Below are 15,847 nucleotides of genomic sequence, written 5' to 3'. Positions count from 1 at the left end.
GAAATGTATAGTTTTATACTCGTTGTACATATCATTTTAGCAATTATGATTATTGGATTGGTTTTAGTGCAACAAGGTAAGGGTGCTGAGGCAGGAGCGTCGTTTGGTGGCGGTGGTGCTGCTACGGTATTTGGTGCCTCGGGAGCGGGTAACTTTTTAACTCGTTTAACTGCAATTTTTACAGCCTTGTTTTTTGCTACGAGTTTAACTTTGGCTGTTTTTGCAAAAAAACAAACAGCTGATGCGTATAGCTTAAAATCTGCTCAAACCACGACCTCTGCACCAGTAACATCGCCTGAAACTTCATCAAACGCACCTAAAACAACTCAATAAGTTGAATTAGCACTTTCCTTTTTATATTTAAAGGAATAGAATGCGTCCCACAAAGCTGCGGTGGTGGTGGAATTGGTAGACACGCTACCTTGAGGTGGTAGTGCTTTCGGGCGTGGGGGTTCAAGTCCCCCCTTCCGCACCAAGCTTAATAACCAGTAAGTTTGGTGTATGCAGTGATGTTGTTGATGCGGGATGGAGCAGTCTGGTAGCTCGTCGGGCTCATAACCCGAAGGTCGTTGGTTCAAATCCAGCTCCCGCTACCATTTGATTAAGGTGCAACTTAATCAAGCAAATATAAAAAACTTAAATTGACTTTTTTTTATATTTGTATATAATTTTGCACGTTGATGCGGGATGGAGCAGTCTGGTAGCTCGTCGGGCTCATAACCCGAAGGTCGTTGGTTCAAATCCAGCTCCCGCTACCAAGTTTCTAAAAGAGGCTCACAATAAGGTGGGCCTTTTTGCACAGTGGACTTCGGTTTTCTGTGTAACATAGGGGCGATTTACGCCCTTTTTTATTGGTTGTTTAGCTATCGTGTAGTGTTCGACATCAATTGGTCAAATAGTCGTGCTTCACTATACGGTTAAGATTGATTGGCTCGCATGAGAGCGACGAGAGTAAATGAAATTATCAAATAAATCTCAAGCATTATATGATCTAATCGCGCCAGCAGTAGCTGCGTGTGGTGTAGATCTATGGGGGATTGAATTCCTACCACAAGGTAAACGTTCTTTATTACGTATTTATATTGATAAAGCAGTTGATGAGAATGTTGAACCTATCTTGAATGAAGATGGCGAAGTTGAACAAGGGCGTGGTATTGGTGTTCAAGATTGTGTTTTAGTGACACAACAAGTGGGTGCAATGCTTGATGTTCATGATCCAATTTCAGGTGAATATGCTTTAGAAGTCTCTTCACCAGGCTGGGATCGTCCATTTTTCCAACTCAATCAATTGCCTGCTTATGTTGGGCAACAAGTGGCTTTACGATTAATTGCTGCCGTCGAAAATCGTCGTAAGTTTCAAGCGAAATTACTTTCTGTAGACTTAGAAAATGAAATCATTCAAGTTGAAGTGGAAGGTAAGCATGTGCTTGAAATTGATAGTAATAATATTGATAAAGCAAATTTAATCTATCAAGACTAATATTAACTTAATTTTATAAGAAATCGGTAGGTGACTTATGGGCCGCGAAATTCTTACCGTTGCAGAAACGGTTAGTAATGAAAAAGGTGTTAGTCGTGAGGCGATCTTCCAAGCATTAGAGCAAGCACTTGTTGCAGCAACGAAGAAAAAGTTTTACGAAGGAACCCATTCAGAAGAAGCACAGCTTCGTATTGAGATTGATCGTAAAACAGGTGATTATCGCACTTTTCGTCAGTGGACAGTTGTGGCGGATGAAGACCATGAAATGCCAGCTTGCCAAGATGCAATCTCAGATGTTGATCCATCAAAATGGTCAATCGGTGATGTGCGTGAGCTAGAAGTTGAGTCAATTGAGTTTGGTCGTATTGCTGCTCAAATTGCGAAACAAGTCATTGTACAAAAGATTCGTGAAGCTGAGCGTGCTTTGGTTGCCGATGCCTATGAATCTAAAGTGGGTGAGTTGATTTACGGCGAAGTCAAAAAACAAACCAAAGATGGTTTCATCATTGATCTAGGTGATAACGCTGAAGCTTACTTGGCGCGTGAAGAAACCATTCATAAAGAAATTTTGCGTCCTAAGCAACGTATCAATGCCATTTTATATAGCGTAAACCGCGAAGGTCGTGGCGCGCAATTATTATTATCTCGTGCTCGTCCTGAGATGTTAATTGCATTGATGAAAAAAGAAATTCCAGAAATTTCTGAAGAAATCATCGAAATTAAAGCAGCTGCTCGTCAACCGGGTGTTCGTGCTAAAATTGCAGTGAAAACCAATGACCATCGTATTGACCCAGTAGGTGCATGTATTGGTATGCGTGGTACGCGTATTCAAGCAGTACAACAAGAGTTGAACGGTGAGCGTATTGATGTAGTGGTGTGGTCTGATGATCCAGCACAATATATTGCAAGCGCATTAGAGCCAGCTGATGTATCAGGTATTGTGCTAGATGAAGATGCACGTAGTGCAGATATTATCTTCGCAACCAATGATCAGTTAGCACGTGCAATTGGTTCGCAAGGGCAAAATGTTCGTTTAGCATCAGAATTGACGGGTTATAAACTCGACATGATGTTAGAAGAAGAGTATCGTGCTCGTCAGCAAAATGAAGCACAACAGTATTTAGATATGTTTGTTACACGTCTCGATATTGAAGAAGATTTAGCAATGGCATTGGTGGAAATGGGCTTTACTTCATTAGAAGAGATTGCTTATGTTCCAGCCGAAACATTTGATGAAATTGAACTAGATACAGATTTAGTTGAATTGCTTCAAAGCCGTGCTAAAGAAGCTGCTTTAACTGATGCACTGAAACAGCAAGAAAATATTCAAGAGCCAAGCGCAGAACTTCTCGGTATGGATGGTATGACCACTGAGATTGCTTATGCATTGGCGGCGCGTGGTGTGGTTACGATTGATGATTTGGCTGATCAAGCGACTGATGATATTTCAGATATCGAAGGTTTAGGTCATGACAAAGCAGGTCAATTGATCATGAAAGCACGTGAATCATGGTTTAACTAGGAGATAATAGATGACGGACAAGTCGATTCAAGAGTTAGCGCTCAGCGTAGAACGTCCTGTAGAGAAACTCCTAGAGCAGGTTCGCGAAGCAGGTCTACCACAGCGTAAAGCAGATGACATTATTACCGCTGAACAGCAAGATACTTTGATCAATCACTTGAAAAAAGTACATGGTCAGGACAGTGGTAACACAGGAAAAATTGCGTTGAAACGTAAAACAACCAGTACTGCTAAAGTAACAAGTACTTCGGGTAAAGCAAAAAACATTAATGTTGAAGTTCGCAAGAAACAAGTTTTTGCTAAACCGAATCCAGAATTACTTGCAGCAGAAGCGAAAGCACGTGCAGAAGCAGATGCTAAAGTACGCGCAGAGCAAAATGCACGTGATGTAGCTGTTCAAAATGCACGTGATGTAGCTGAACAAAAAGCCAATGCAACGTTAGAAGCAATGCGTGCAGCACATACTTCTGAGAGTGCTTCACAAGCTCCTGCAAAAACCGCAGTTGTGGTGAAGAAACGGGGTAGCGACAAGGTAATTAAAGCACCTGTTGTCAAGCCAACAGAAACACCTGAACAGAAAAAAGCCCGTGAAGCAGAAGCAGCCAAGTTAAAGGCGACTGAAGAAGCTGTACGCCGTAAAGCTGCGGAAGAAGCGCAACAGCGTACGCTTGAGCAAATGCGTAAAATGGCATCAAAATATTCGAGTGATGATGCGACGACAACGATTCGTGTAATCGATGATTCACCTTTAGCTGCTGGTCTTGTTGGACAAGCATATGAAGATTCCTTTAATAAGGAAGACCGCGAAATTAAACGCGGTGGTGCGACAGCAAACCCACGCGCTGGTAAAAAAGGCGGTCGTGGTGGTGATGCTCAGGCAGAGCAAAGCTTCAGCAAAAGCCATCATAAGCGTGGTTTAAAAACCAGCCAAGCGAATAAACATGGTTTTGAAAAACCTGTGAAGAAGCAAATTTATGATGTTGAGATCGGCGAAAAAATTATTGTTGCTGATCTTGCACAGAAAATGGCGGTTAAGGTTCGTGAAGTAATTAAAACACTTATGAAAATGGGTGAACTTGTTACTCAAAACCAAGCGATTGATCAAGATACAGCAGTATTAGTAGTTGAGGAATTGGGCCACAATCCAGTTTTAGTTTCTGATACACAAGCAGAAGACAACTTATTAGTTGCAGCTGAAGAAGCACGTGGCGAACAAACGACTCGTCCTCCAGTGGTCACAATCATGGGTCACGTTGACCATGGTAAGACATCGTTACTTGATCGCATTCGTCGCTCTAAAGTGGCAGCAGGCGAAGCGGGTGGTATTACTCAGCATATCGGTGCATACCATGTTGAAACTGAGAAAGGTATTATTACTTTCTTAGATACACCTGGACATGCTGCGTTTACATCAATGCGTGCACGTGGTGCAAAAGCAACGGATATCGTAGTTCTTGTCGTTGCAGCTGATGATGGTGTAATGCCACAAACTGCTGAAGCAATTGATCATGCGCGTGCTGCGGGTACACCGATTATTGTTGCCATCAACAAGATGGATAAAGAATCTGCTGATGTCGATCGTGTATTAAATGAATTAGCACATGAAGAAATCGTGCCTGAAGAATGGGGTGGTGATACACCTATCGCTAAAGTTTCAGCGCATTCTGGTGCGGGTATTGATGAGTTACTTGATCTTATCTTGATCCAAGCTGAACTGATGGAGCTTAAAGCTTCAGCAGAAGGTGCGGCGCAAGGTGTAGTCATTGAAGCACGTGTTGACAAAGGTCGTGGTGCGGTAACGTCAATTCTTGTACAAAATGGTACATTGAACATTGGTGACTTGGTTCTTGCGGGTTCATCTTATGGTCGTGTACGTGCGATGGTTGATGAAAATGGTCAACGTATCACTTCAGCAGGTCCTTCAATTCCAGTTGAAATTTTAGGTTTACCTGATGCACCAATGGCAGGTGACGAAGTTCTTGTCGTCAATGATGAGAAGAAAGCACGTGAAGTTGCTGATGCTCGTTCTGATCGTGAGCGTCATAAACGTCTAGAGCGTGCAAGCGCAATGCGTCTTGAAAACATCATGGCATCTATGGGTAAAAAAGATATTCCTTATGTGAATGTCGTACTCAAAACTGATGTGCGTGGTACTTTAGAAGCATTACATGTTGCGCTTGATGAGCTTTCTACAGATGAAGTGAAAGTCCGCATCATTGGTTCTGGTGTTGGTGCAATCACTGAGTCAGATGTGACTTTAGCTGAATCTTCAGAAGCAGTATTATTAGGTTTTAACGTCCGTGCGGATAACACTGCTCGTCAAAAATCTGATCAAGATGGCATCGATATTCGTTATTACAGCGTCATCTATCATTTAATTGATGATGTAAAAGCTGCAATGAGCGGTAAGCTTGCACCTGAACATCGTGAAACGATCTTGGGTGTTGCAGAAGTACGTGAAGTCTTCCACTCAAGTAAGTTTGGTGCAGCAGCTGGCTGTATGGTACTTGAAGGTACATTGCATCGTAATAAACCGATTCGCGTATTACGTGATGACGTGGTTGTATTCCAAGGTGAACTTGAATCTCTTCGTCGTTATAAAGAAGTGGTTGAAGAAGTTCGTGCTGGTATGGAATGTGGACTTGCAGTCAAAGGCTATAAAGACATCAAAGTTAAAGACAAGATCGAAGTCTATGATGTTCAATTGATTAAACGGAGTCTTTAATGGCGGGTAGCCAACGCTTAAAGCGCATGGCGGATTCAGTACAACGTGAGTTGTCTGAGCTGATCCGTCAAGAGCTTAAAGATCCTCGCTTAGGTGGTCTAGTGACCATCTCTGCGGTAAAAGTCAGTGCAGACATGGGTTATGCTGAAGTTTATGTCACTGTGATGGGACGTGAACTTGGTGATGAGCAAAGTGAAGTCGCAAATAAAGAAACTTTAGATGTATTGAATAAAGCTTCTGGTTTCTTGCGTCATGAGTTGAGCCGTCGTATCAAGACACGTATTACGCCAAGATTGCGTTTCCATTACGATAAAACCAATGCCTATGGTAACTATATGTTTGGTCTGATCGCGGAAGCTGTGAAGGATCTGCCTGAACAAGGGCAAGACGATAAAGAATAAGTTTTAAAAGAAAGCCACCCTCGGGTGGCTTTCTTTTGTGCTATAGATCATTGTCTAGATCGATATGATTTGCTCTTCTGACATCATATCTTTCAGCTAATTATCTAGCTTAGGGTTTCTAAAACTTAAAGAATGACATTGAATTCAATAAAAAGACCAACTTAAAGTTGATCTTTCTTTTCTGCATTACGACGATAACGTTGCCACGGTAGCGGACGATTTAAAGCTTCTGGAACATCACCACTGGTTGAACGCAAACGTAAATGAATTGCAGCTTGTGCCATTAAATTGGCAGATACTGGGGCAGTAATAAAAGCAAATAAAGTAATCAACAATTCGGCAAAACCAAACCGACCTTGAGTTGCTCCAAATATCATAGCCGCAATTAAAAAGCTTCCTAAGCCTAGCGTACTTGATTTAGTCGGTGCATGCAGACGCATAAATAAGTCGGGTAGGCGAATCATTCCGATTGAACCTACGAGCATAAAGAATGCACCAAAGATCAAAAAGAACGAAATGATAATCTCAAAAATTATTTGCACAAGCACTCTCCTTAATCAATCACATGTCCAGTGGTAAAATAGCGAGCTAGTGCAACAGTTGAAACGAAACCGAGCATCGCCACCAATAAAGCACCTTCAAATAGATTGGTACTTGCCCAATAGATACCTAACACCACAATCAAGCACGTTGCATTAAGAAAAAGAGTATCGAGTGCTAACAAGCGATCAACAACAGATGGTCCAATGATCATGCGGGTCAGACAAAGAAACATGGAAATAGTGATCGCTACTAAACTAATTGCAAGTGCATAAGGTAAAATGGTCATTTCGCTGCTCCTTCTGCAATCTTTACATCAAAGATTTCGAGCAAAGGTAGCTCATAACGATTTTTGATGTCTTGAATATCTAATTCAGCATTATCGGTACTGAGTGCATGAACTAAAATATCTCCTCGCTCTTGATCAATCCCTGCGGATACCGTACCTGGCGTCGTTGTAATGATCATTGCGAGTAGCGTATTTACTTGCTCATGTTCAGTTTCTAATGGCACGCGATACCATTTTGGATGCAACTCATCCATTGGTCCAAGCACCATTTTAGCTACACGAAAGTTGGAAATCACAATATCCCATAGCACCACAAAAAAAAGTTTGATTGCAGGTAACCAATGAATATGGGGTGTACGTGCAATAAAAGGACTTACCAAACGTGAAACAAAGATACCTAATAGAATTGCAATAAAAATATCTGTGATGTCCAAACTATGCGACAGCATGAGCCAAGTCACAAAAATTAAAAATGACACAAAGGGGTGGGGAAACCAACGATCAAGCAAAGCACGTTTTTGCATTAGTGTTCCTCCATCGGTTTTAATTGTGTGGCATTTGGAATAGTTGGATTTGACAAAGTTTGCTCAGCAATTTGACGTTGTTTATATTCCGAAATATGTTCGCCTTGTAGCGTCGGTTTTGAGAGAACATCTGGAATTAATACCGCATTATGATCCTCAACCTCGCCACCATATTTAGTTTCAGGCAAATATGCTGCATCAAATGGCTGCACGCTAATGGCACGACCTTGACTATCATGTTTTAGAATCGCTTGTTGATAAAGCGCATGATTTTGAATTTGTTGTGCAGTTGAAGTTGTATAACGCTGAATTGGTGCTGCAAATACAACATAACTCATCAAAGCAATCAGTAATACATAGATTGCTTTGTCATTCCGATGAGGAGCTGTATCAGGTAGTGCTTGATAAGCGGTATATGCTGGTTCTTTAGCATTTTCTTCGGGTGGACTAGCACGCCAAAAAAGGATAAAACCAACACGTGTGAATGCGATAATGCTAAGTAAGCTAACAAGCAGAATAACAGCAATAATCCAACCCTGATAAGGCGTTTCAGCAGTAGCCTGTAAGATAAAAACTTTACCTAAGAAACCACTAAAAGGGGGTAAACCTGCCATCATGAGTGCAATGGTAAAATAAGTAAAAGCAGCCGCTTTTTCCTGTTTGATTTTCGGTGCAACTTTTAAATGATCTTTGAATGAACCACGTTGCGCAGTTATCCAACCACAAAACAAATAGAATGCAGCCGCAATTAGGGTGCTGTGGACTAAATAATACAATGCTGCTGACCATGCTTGGGTATTCAACATGGCAATAGCGATGAGTAATGTTCCAATCGATGACAACACCATAAAGCCAACAAAACGGCGTAAGCGTTCAGCAGCAATTGCGCCGATTACACCATAGAGTGAAGTAATCAAACCAATCATTAATAAGCAGTTTTTGAAAATACTCTGTGCCATTGCATCATCAAAAACAGTACCATTGACACGTAGAATGGCATAAATACCAACTTTGGTCATAATAGTAAAAATTGCAGCAACGGGTGTGCTTGCAACAGCATAGGTTTTTGGTAGCCAAAAGCCGACAGGAAGCATTGCTGCTTTGATCCCAAATACAACAAACAGTAACAAGCCACCCGCGATTGCAAGTTTATGTTGATCGCTGTCTAAGGTTGGCATAAGGCGACTCACATCAGCCATATTTAAACTACCAACGCTGCCGTAGATCATCCCTAAACCAATCAAAAATAGCGCTGATGCGAGTAAGTTAATGGTGACGTAATGTATGCCTAGCTGGAAACGTGGTCGCCCTTGACCATGTAATAGCAATACATAAGATGCCATTAACAGGATTTCAAAAAACACGAATAAGTTAAATAAGTCACCTGTCAGGAATGCACCGGTTATACCCATTAACAAAAAGTGGAACATGGTGTGGAAATAGCGCCCACGTGTATCCCAGTTATCACTTGCATACCAAATGACAGGCACTGCAAGTGCATAAGTCAGCACCAACATGAACGCAGCGAGACGATCGAGAACTAAAACAATTCCAAAAGGAGCAGACCATTCACCAAGTTGATAGACGGTAACTTGACCTGTATTGGCGATCATCAAATAACTGATTGCTGTGATTAAGCCTAGAAGTGCAGAACCTAAGCTAATGCCACGTCGCCAAGGTTGGCGCCAATCCTGTTTTAGAGAACCAGAACCAGGATTGCCTAATAAAAGTAGTAAAAAACTCGTAAATGCTGGAATTAAAATACTTAAAATAGGGGTATGAGCATGCCAAAAATTATTGAAATCAAACATTATGGCTCATCCTCACGTGGGTCATAAGTCACAGTTGGTTCTTCTTTGGAGTCAACATGATCTGTTCCAGATTCATAACGACTGCGTAAAGCAAGCTGTACAATAAAAGCGGTTGTTGCAAAACCAATCACAATCGCAGTGAGTACCAATGCTTGCGGTAACGGATCTGTTACTTTAGTTGTTTCTGTAAGGATTGCAGGTGCATTAATTTGAATACGACCGACTGCAAATAAAAATAAATTTACGGCATAACCGATCATGGCCAGACCGAGTACGACAGGAAAGGTTCTGGCACGTAAAATTAAATAGATGCCTGTTGCTGTTAGCAGACCAATTCCTGAAGCGAGCAAAAATTCAATACTAACCATTTTTATTTATCTCCACTTGGAACAGGTCCAGACATACTTGAGTGACGCGAATCACCTAAGACTGAAATTAGCAGCATTGTCGCGCCAACAACGGTCATATAAACCCCGAGATCAAATGACACAGCCGAAGCTAAATGCATTTTCCCAAATAATGGTGGTTCTATATAAATATGTGCTGTTGTTAAGAATGGGCGTGTCCAAAACCAAGCTGCAATACCCGTTAAACCTGCAATTGCTAAACCTGAGCCAATCCAAATTTCATATAAACGACCAGATTTTGCTTTGATCAGTTGTTCGGTTCTATCCTGACCTAAAACAATATATTGAATAATCAGCGCCATTGCTGTGATCAGACCTGCAATGAAGCCACCCCCCGGATAGTTATGACCACGCATAAAAATGTAGATACTGACGACAAGGGCAAGGGGAAGTACCCATGAGGCTGAAATACGTAACATCAATGGTGAAGGGTTAAAACGATAAGATAAACCTTGTGTCATGGTGGTGCCATGTGCACGCATACCATCCATGAGACACAGTGCTCCTATTGCTGCAATACCCAATACTGTAATTTCACCGAAGGTATCAAAACCACGGAAATCAACAAGGATAACATTGACAACGTTTGAACCACCGCCTAATGGGAGGGATTGTTGTAAGAAGAACCATGAGATTGAATTATGTTCTCGCGTTAATATTAGCCATGTAATCCAACCAATACCGATACCACCTGCGATTGCTAAGCTTGCATCTCGCCAACGGCGTGGACGGCTCGATTCGTAAGGGGTCAACTGCGGTAATAGCGATAAGCTCATCAACAATAAAACAGTCGTAACAACGTCAACTGTGATCTGAGTGAGTGCAAGATCTGGTGCAGATAAGGTGACAAACACCATGGTGACGACAAGTCCAACAGCACCACTAATTAAAACAGCTTTAATCCGTTCGTGGTGGAACCACAACATCATCCAACAGCCCGAGAATAATGTGAGCCATAAGACCACAGCAATCCATGGAGCATGGCTAAGCTCACGTGTGCCAGTTGTTAATCCCTGATTGAATAAGGGTAAACCCACCATGATGATGCTAAAGAAAACAATCCAAAGAAGATAACTTTGTAGAGAACCTGTTTCAGTCTTTTGTTTGATTTTTCGACTAGTAAGTAAGAGATGCTTCAGGAATGATTCAAATAAAAGTTTGCCTTGGAATTTACCTAAATAAGGGTCTAAGTCAATTTTACGTAAATGCTGATTTTTAATGAGGTTAAAGTAAAATAAACCACCACCCATTAATGCAACTAGACTCATGATTAAAGGTGCATTAATACCGTGCCAAATCGCTAAATGAACACCCTCAAATTCAGGTTGAGCCAAACTTGCGCGCGTTACACTATTCACGACTGTTCCAGCCAATAGTGCAGGCAGAATGCCGACCAGAATACATAATGTCGCTAATATAATCGCAGGTAAGCGCATTCCGAGAGGCGGTTCGTGTGCATCTTTATTAGGAATGTGTTTACCAAGCCCACCATCAAAGAACACGCCATGTACCAAGCGAATAGAATAAGTAACAGCAAAAATACCGGATAAAGTTGCCACGATCGCTGCAATTATCATTACTGGACCTGATAGGTTTGCCAGTAATTCCGTAAAGAACATCTCTTTGGAAATAAAGCCATTGGTTAGCGGTACACCAGCCATCGAAGCAGCGGTGATCATGGTTAAAGTACCTGTGAACGGAAGAAGTTGCCAGATACCACTGAGCTTACGTAAATCACGTGTTCCTGTTTCATGATCAATAATGCCTGCAATCATGAAAAGAGCAGCTTTGAATGTTGCATGATTAATGATATGAAAGATTGCTGCTGCAACAGCGAGTGGTGAACCGATGCCGAGTAAACAAACAATCAAACCTAAATGACTGATGGTTGAATAAGCTAAAAGCCCTTTGAGATCTTCTTTAAATATGGCGAAACCCGCTGCCATACATAAAGTGAATAAACCGACGAAAGTTACGATATTGTGGTACAACGCTGCCCCAATAAAGAGTGGCGCTAAGCGGGCTAATAAAAATATACCTGCTTTCACCATCGTAGCTGAATGGAGATAGGCTGAAACAGGCGTAGGTGCTGCCATTGCATTTGGCAACCAAAAGTGAAATGGGAATTGCGCACTTTTGGTAAATGCACCTAGTAAAATGAGCAGTAGAGTGGGTACAAACAGTTGATGCTGTTGAATAGACTCTTTGATTAACACCAATTGGTCAATCTGGTAAGTACCTGTCATCTGTCCTAAGAGGACAAAGCCCCCTAGCATCGCCAAACCGCCCATCCCTGTGATCGTGAGTGCCATACGCGCACCACGTTGGGCGGCATCATATTGACTCCAATAGCCCACGAGCAAGAATGAAGAAATACTGGTCAGTTCCCAAAATACCAGTAAGATAATCAAATTGTTGGAAAGTGAAATCCCAAGCATCGCTGCCATGAATAGCATGAGCAACTGATACAGTTTACTGAGTGAGTTTTTGGGGCTGAGATAATAATAGGCATAAATATAAATCAGTGTGCCGATCCCACTAATGAGTAAACCGAACAATAATCCTAATGCATCAAGGCGAAAACTAAGATTGATGCCCAGTTGTGGAAGCCATTCCCAACTCTGTTGCAGGGCATTACCCTGTAAAACCGTTTCAGCTTGGCTAAGCAGTAAAATAAAACAACTCAGGCTAATGCCAATTGCTCCAATTGCCGTCATACCCCGTGAAATACGTTGCAATTGTGAGACAAGGGTTGTGCCAAGTATGAGAGGTAATAAAATAATAATCGGTAGCACACTGGTATCCATGTCGATGATTTAGGTCGAGAGAGACCTAATGGTGGATTTTCTTCCAAGACTTAAGGCGTTCAAAGAGAAAGCCAAAGTTTCAAGTCTCGAAACCCAATCAAGTTAACGGAAAGAGCAAGTTGTATTGCACAACTTGAAAGTAAAAAATGAATTTTATTTTACTATAAAAAATCAACAAAAATCTGATGTTATTACATGAAACTAACAACATCTTTGTCGCTAAAACTTGTCTATCAACGTTTTTTGTTCGCTATTTAATTGAATATTTTCCATTCGATTATCTGTATACAGAAGAGGGATATAGATCTGGTCTTGGATCAAATGCGTATCCCTACAATCTAGTGTTTCAGTACAGAACACCTATTTAAAAGAAAAAATTGACCTCTAGTTTATAAGGATTAATGATGCAATCAATCTTAAAGCCCAATATCAAATTGATCTCTCTTGAGGGGTATCATCAATTTTAAGTAGATGAAGCAAATGACTCTTTTCTTGTTCATCAAGCGCTTGGATTTGATGAAAGAGTTCATCAACTTTACTGACCAAATTTTCTGATTCTAATAAGTGTTGATTCTGCTGCAAGAGAATGCTTTCTGATTGACTTAACTCATTATAGAGTTGTGAAAGTTGTTGTTGAGATTTCTCAAGATTAATCTCATAAATTTCTTTATCACCTAACCTGAAGCATTGATATTCTAAAGCATGTTCTAATAATTCATCGCGATTGCCTGAAGCAATAATTTGTAGTCTTGGAAATGCTTGATGCAAACGCTCTAAAATTTCAGCACTCATATTTTGATCTAATTGATGCTCAATTTGATCAATTAATAATATGCCTTCACCTTCTAAACATGGGTCGAAACAATGTGGATTAAGCAAGCATAAACGACGTGTAATGTCACCGACCAATGCAATCCATGATTTAAGAGAGGCCGATAATTGCTGAAAGGGAATAGTCTGATCTTTGTAACGCACCATTAATTGAAGTTTAGGAATATATTGAATATAGATATCATTCAATTCTGGAAAGATGGTATGTAAGCTTTTTTTCAGCGCATATAAATTAGGTGCTGAAAGTTGTTTAGGATGATTCATCAGTTCTTGTTGTAATTGCTGCAAAACCTCTGATTGATTCTGCTGACCGAAATCGTTGCCAATAAGACGTCTGACGATATGAGCAGAGTGAGCATTTTCAACATCACTAATTTCCCGTAGCCACTCAAAGAAACGTGCAAAAGTTGTGTATGGAATTGCTGTTAAATCGTAGGCAGCAAGATCTTGTAGCGTTCCTGGTGCATTCTTGTTTTGTAAATTAACCTCTTGTACAAAGCGTTCGGCAGGATAATACGCAATTAACGGTAATCCAAATAATGGATCTTGAAGACTGGTTTTTTGGTATAGCGATACCATTTGATCAAGTTGCTGCGTTTCAACTTGGCTAATTCCAACCCCCTGACTGTTAAATGTTTTAAATAACTTCCAACTACAGTTCTGAGTGTCAGTCGTTTGTGCAGAGCTACTTTCTGGTAGATGATGAGTTAATTCACTGCTCATTCTAACTTGGACTTGAACTTTGGCTTGTAAGCGTGTCAACAAAATATCTTGATCAGCAATCACGACACCTGCGGTGCGAATATCTTTATAACGTGCGGAGAACCACGTTAAGGCTTGATAGATATTTTTTAAAATTGTAGTTTTGCCTGTAGCTTGCTCACCTAAAATAAGTGTAATTGGACGTTGAGTCGGTTGAAATTCAATGGTTAAGTCGCGAAACATGCCAACATGTTTAAATAGCACTGATTCAAGTTGCATAAGCTCTCCCTGAACATAAGCGCTTTAACCTACGGACTGGCGAAGACTTGAGGGAGCGCCCCGTTTTAATTGTTGTATTAAATCGTAAAGATGATGAATATTTAAACTTACTTTAGCACGAGTACAGGCAACATAAAGTAGTCTTAATTCCTCATCTGTAATTTTATGTTCTAGGCCATTTATTTTAAATTGGTAATCATCTTCAATATGCACACGATTCCATTCCAAGCCTTTGGCTTTGTGTGCAGTTGAAATAACATAATCTGCTTGTTCAATCGGCGTGATTTTGGCAAGTGCTTTCTTGAGTGGCTCAGTACCATGATCATCGACCAGCTTCACTAAAGGTTTGATATCGCTACCATCATTGGTTTCGCAATATTCATGCACATCATGCCATGAATTAAACCAAGCCAGTTCGGGCACATCAGTGATTCGTTTGCCTTGTTTGAGTAAACTAGCGGCATCCACAAAACGACTGAGCTTCTGATGATCAGCTTGTAAGCTGACTTTGTCGCCATGCACTAAACCAGAAAGTAGGAGTTCCATTGCACGTGCATTGGTACGACATAAAATGGCATCGCGCATTTTGGTATGGGGTTTATTCACCACACTCGATTTAACATTTGGATTGCCCAATAGTGGAACAGTTTCATTTAATGCACCAAGCAGACTATTGGCAACATCAGCAATCGCATCACCAAAACGGAAAGAGGTCGTTAAACGGCTTTCATGTAAAGGCATCTGTTGCATTGCATTGACTGCACCACGCCACGCATAGATTTGCTGATGTGCATCACCGACATAAATCACTTGTGTGCTTTTTTGACGTAATAAAATACCCAACATGAGTGGGTCAGCATCTTGTGCTTCATCAAACAGAACATAATCTGTTGGAATATTGGGTTCTGATAATGCCCAAAGTTTGAGGTAAATATCGTGACCAATCCCTGCTTGATGGTTTTGATCAATTGACTCTAACCAACGGCGTTCAACGGCTGGATATAAGTGTTGTTGTAACGATTCAATATCATCTTGATGCAACCAGCTTGGCGCTTGAATATGGCGAGGGGCAGGATATTGTGAGCTGGTCGAACAGAAATAGCTGACAGCATTGGCAACCAAACTCGCAAGACGGCTTGGCATCAGTACATATTTTTCATAACGTCCACCCATGAGACGACGAAGTGTGATTGGTTCTAAACGATATTCTTTAGCGATAAAACTTGGGCTTAAACGTGGTAGTCGTAATTTATCAGTCACGCCACGCGGTACGCTACGAAAGGCAAGAGAGTGAAAGGTACGACAATTGACATTGCCGTGAAATTTACTCTGTGCTTCAGATGCAATCGCTTTGTTAAAAGCCAAATACATACCACGCCGTTCGGGCATGGCGTCACTGATCATTTGTAAAGTCGTGGTTTTACCTGTGCCAGCATAGGCAATCACTTTAAAGGACTGACCTAAACGCGCGTTATCTATTGCAATCGCTTGCTCATAGGTAGCTTTGGGTTTCTCGATATTCGACACAG

General features: G+C 41.1%; 13 protein-coding genes and 3 tRNA genes. 8 read left to right on the top strand and 8 right to left on the bottom strand.

What is annotated here, in order from left to right:
• The first annotated feature begins 3 nt into the window (after positions 1-3).
• The 8 genes from secG to F908_RS13365 all read left to right on the top strand — a co-directional run bounded on the left by secG (position 4) and on the right by F908_RS13365 (position 6,128).
• Positions 4-333 carry a preprotein translocase subunit SecG gene (gene secG, locus F908_RS13400; protein ID WP_005162938.1) on the top strand — a complete coding sequence of 110 codons (330 nt, stop codon included), beginning with the start codon at positions 4-6 and terminating at the stop codon, positions 331-333.
• 57 nt (positions 334-390) lie between these two features.
• Positions 391-475 (top strand) — tRNA-Leu (locus F908_RS13395).
• A 44-nt stretch (positions 476-519) separates the two neighbouring features.
• A tRNA-Met gene (locus F908_RS13390) sits at positions 520-596 on the top strand.
• An 85-nt stretch (positions 597-681) separates the two neighbouring features.
• A tRNA-Met gene (locus tag F908_RS13385) sits at positions 682-758 on the top strand.
• Positions 759-955: 197 nt separating this feature from the next.
• Positions 956-1,480, top strand: coding sequence for a ribosome maturation factor RimP (gene rimP, locus F908_RS13380; protein ID WP_005162936.1), 525 nt, complete (start codon positions 956-958; stop codon positions 1,478-1,480).
• 37 nt (positions 1,481-1,517) lie between these two features.
• Complete coding sequence (gene nusA / locus F908_RS13375) at positions 1,518-3,002, top strand: transcription termination factor NusA (RefSeq protein ID WP_005162935.1); 1,485 nt, start codon at positions 1,518-1,520, stop codon at positions 3,000-3,002.
• A 10-nt stretch (positions 3,003-3,012) separates the two neighbouring features.
• Positions 3,013-5,727, top strand: a complete 2,715-nt coding sequence (gene infB, locus F908_RS13370; protein WP_005162930.1) for a translation initiation factor IF-2 — start codon at positions 3,013-3,015, stop codon at positions 5,725-5,727.
• Complete coding sequence (locus F908_RS13365) at positions 5,727-6,128, top strand: ribosome-binding factor A (protein ID WP_004659268.1); 402 nt, start codon at positions 5,727-5,729, stop codon at positions 6,126-6,128. The genes infB and F908_RS13365 overlap by 1 nt, the downstream gene beginning before the upstream one ends.
• Before the next feature lie 161 nt (positions 6,129-6,289).
• Here F908_RS13365 and F908_RS13360 read toward each other — a convergent pair whose 3' ends face one another.
• From F908_RS13360 to F908_RS13325, 8 genes are all read right to left on the bottom strand, one after another.
• Positions 6,290-6,670 (bottom strand): Na+/H+ antiporter subunit G, encoded by a 381-nt coding sequence (locus F908_RS13360; RefSeq protein ID WP_005162917.1) that lies wholly within the window; start codon positions 6,668-6,670, stop codon positions 6,290-6,292.
• Between the two features lie 11 nt (positions 6,671-6,681).
• Positions 6,682-6,957 (bottom strand): monovalent cation/H+ antiporter subunit F, encoded by a 276-nt coding sequence (locus F908_RS13355; RefSeq protein ID WP_005162912.1) that lies wholly within the window; start codon positions 6,955-6,957, stop codon positions 6,682-6,684.
• Complete coding sequence (locus tag F908_RS13350; RefSeq protein ID WP_005162910.1) at positions 6,954-7,481, bottom strand: Na+/H+ antiporter subunit E; 528 nt, start codon at positions 7,479-7,481, stop codon at positions 6,954-6,956. Before F908_RS13350 ends, F908_RS13355 begins: the two co-directional genes overlap by 4 nt.
• Positions 7,481-9,292 carry a monovalent cation/H+ antiporter subunit D gene (locus F908_RS13345; RefSeq protein ID WP_005162904.1) on the bottom strand — a complete coding sequence of 604 codons (1,812 nt, stop codon included), beginning with the start codon at positions 9,290-9,292 and terminating at the stop codon, positions 7,481-7,483. The genes F908_RS13350 and F908_RS13345 overlap by 1 nt, the downstream gene beginning before the upstream one ends.
• Positions 9,292-9,660, bottom strand: a complete 369-nt coding sequence (locus F908_RS13340; RefSeq protein ID WP_005162899.1) for a Na+/H+ antiporter subunit C — start codon at positions 9,658-9,660, stop codon at positions 9,292-9,294. Before F908_RS13340 ends, F908_RS13345 begins: the two co-directional genes overlap by 1 nt.
• 2 nt (positions 9,661-9,662) lie before the next feature.
• Positions 9,663-12,506: a monovalent cation/H+ antiporter subunit A gene (locus F908_RS13335; RefSeq protein WP_034602806.1), complete on the bottom strand. Its 2,844-nt coding sequence runs from the start codon at positions 12,504-12,506 to the stop codon at positions 9,663-9,665.
• Between the two features lie 429 nt (positions 12,507-12,935).
• Complete coding sequence (locus tag F908_RS13330; RefSeq protein ID WP_005162893.1) at positions 12,936-14,318, bottom strand: ATP-binding protein; 1,383 nt, start codon at positions 14,316-14,318, stop codon at positions 12,936-12,938.
• Positions 14,319-14,342: 24 nt separating this feature from the next.
• Positions 14,343-15,845, bottom strand: coding sequence for a UvrD-helicase domain-containing protein (locus F908_RS13325; RefSeq protein WP_004659254.1), 1,503 nt, complete (start codon positions 15,843-15,845; stop codon positions 14,343-14,345).
• Positions 15,846-15,847 lie beyond the last annotated feature (2 nt).

Source organism: Acinetobacter sp. NIPH 284, from assembly GCF_000369425.1.
Classification (GTDB): Bacteria; Pseudomonadota; Gammaproteobacteria; order Pseudomonadales; family Moraxellaceae; genus Acinetobacter.
The sequence above is the reverse complement of the archived record's forward strand: the minus strand, read 5'-3'. Positions and strand labels throughout refer to the sequence as shown.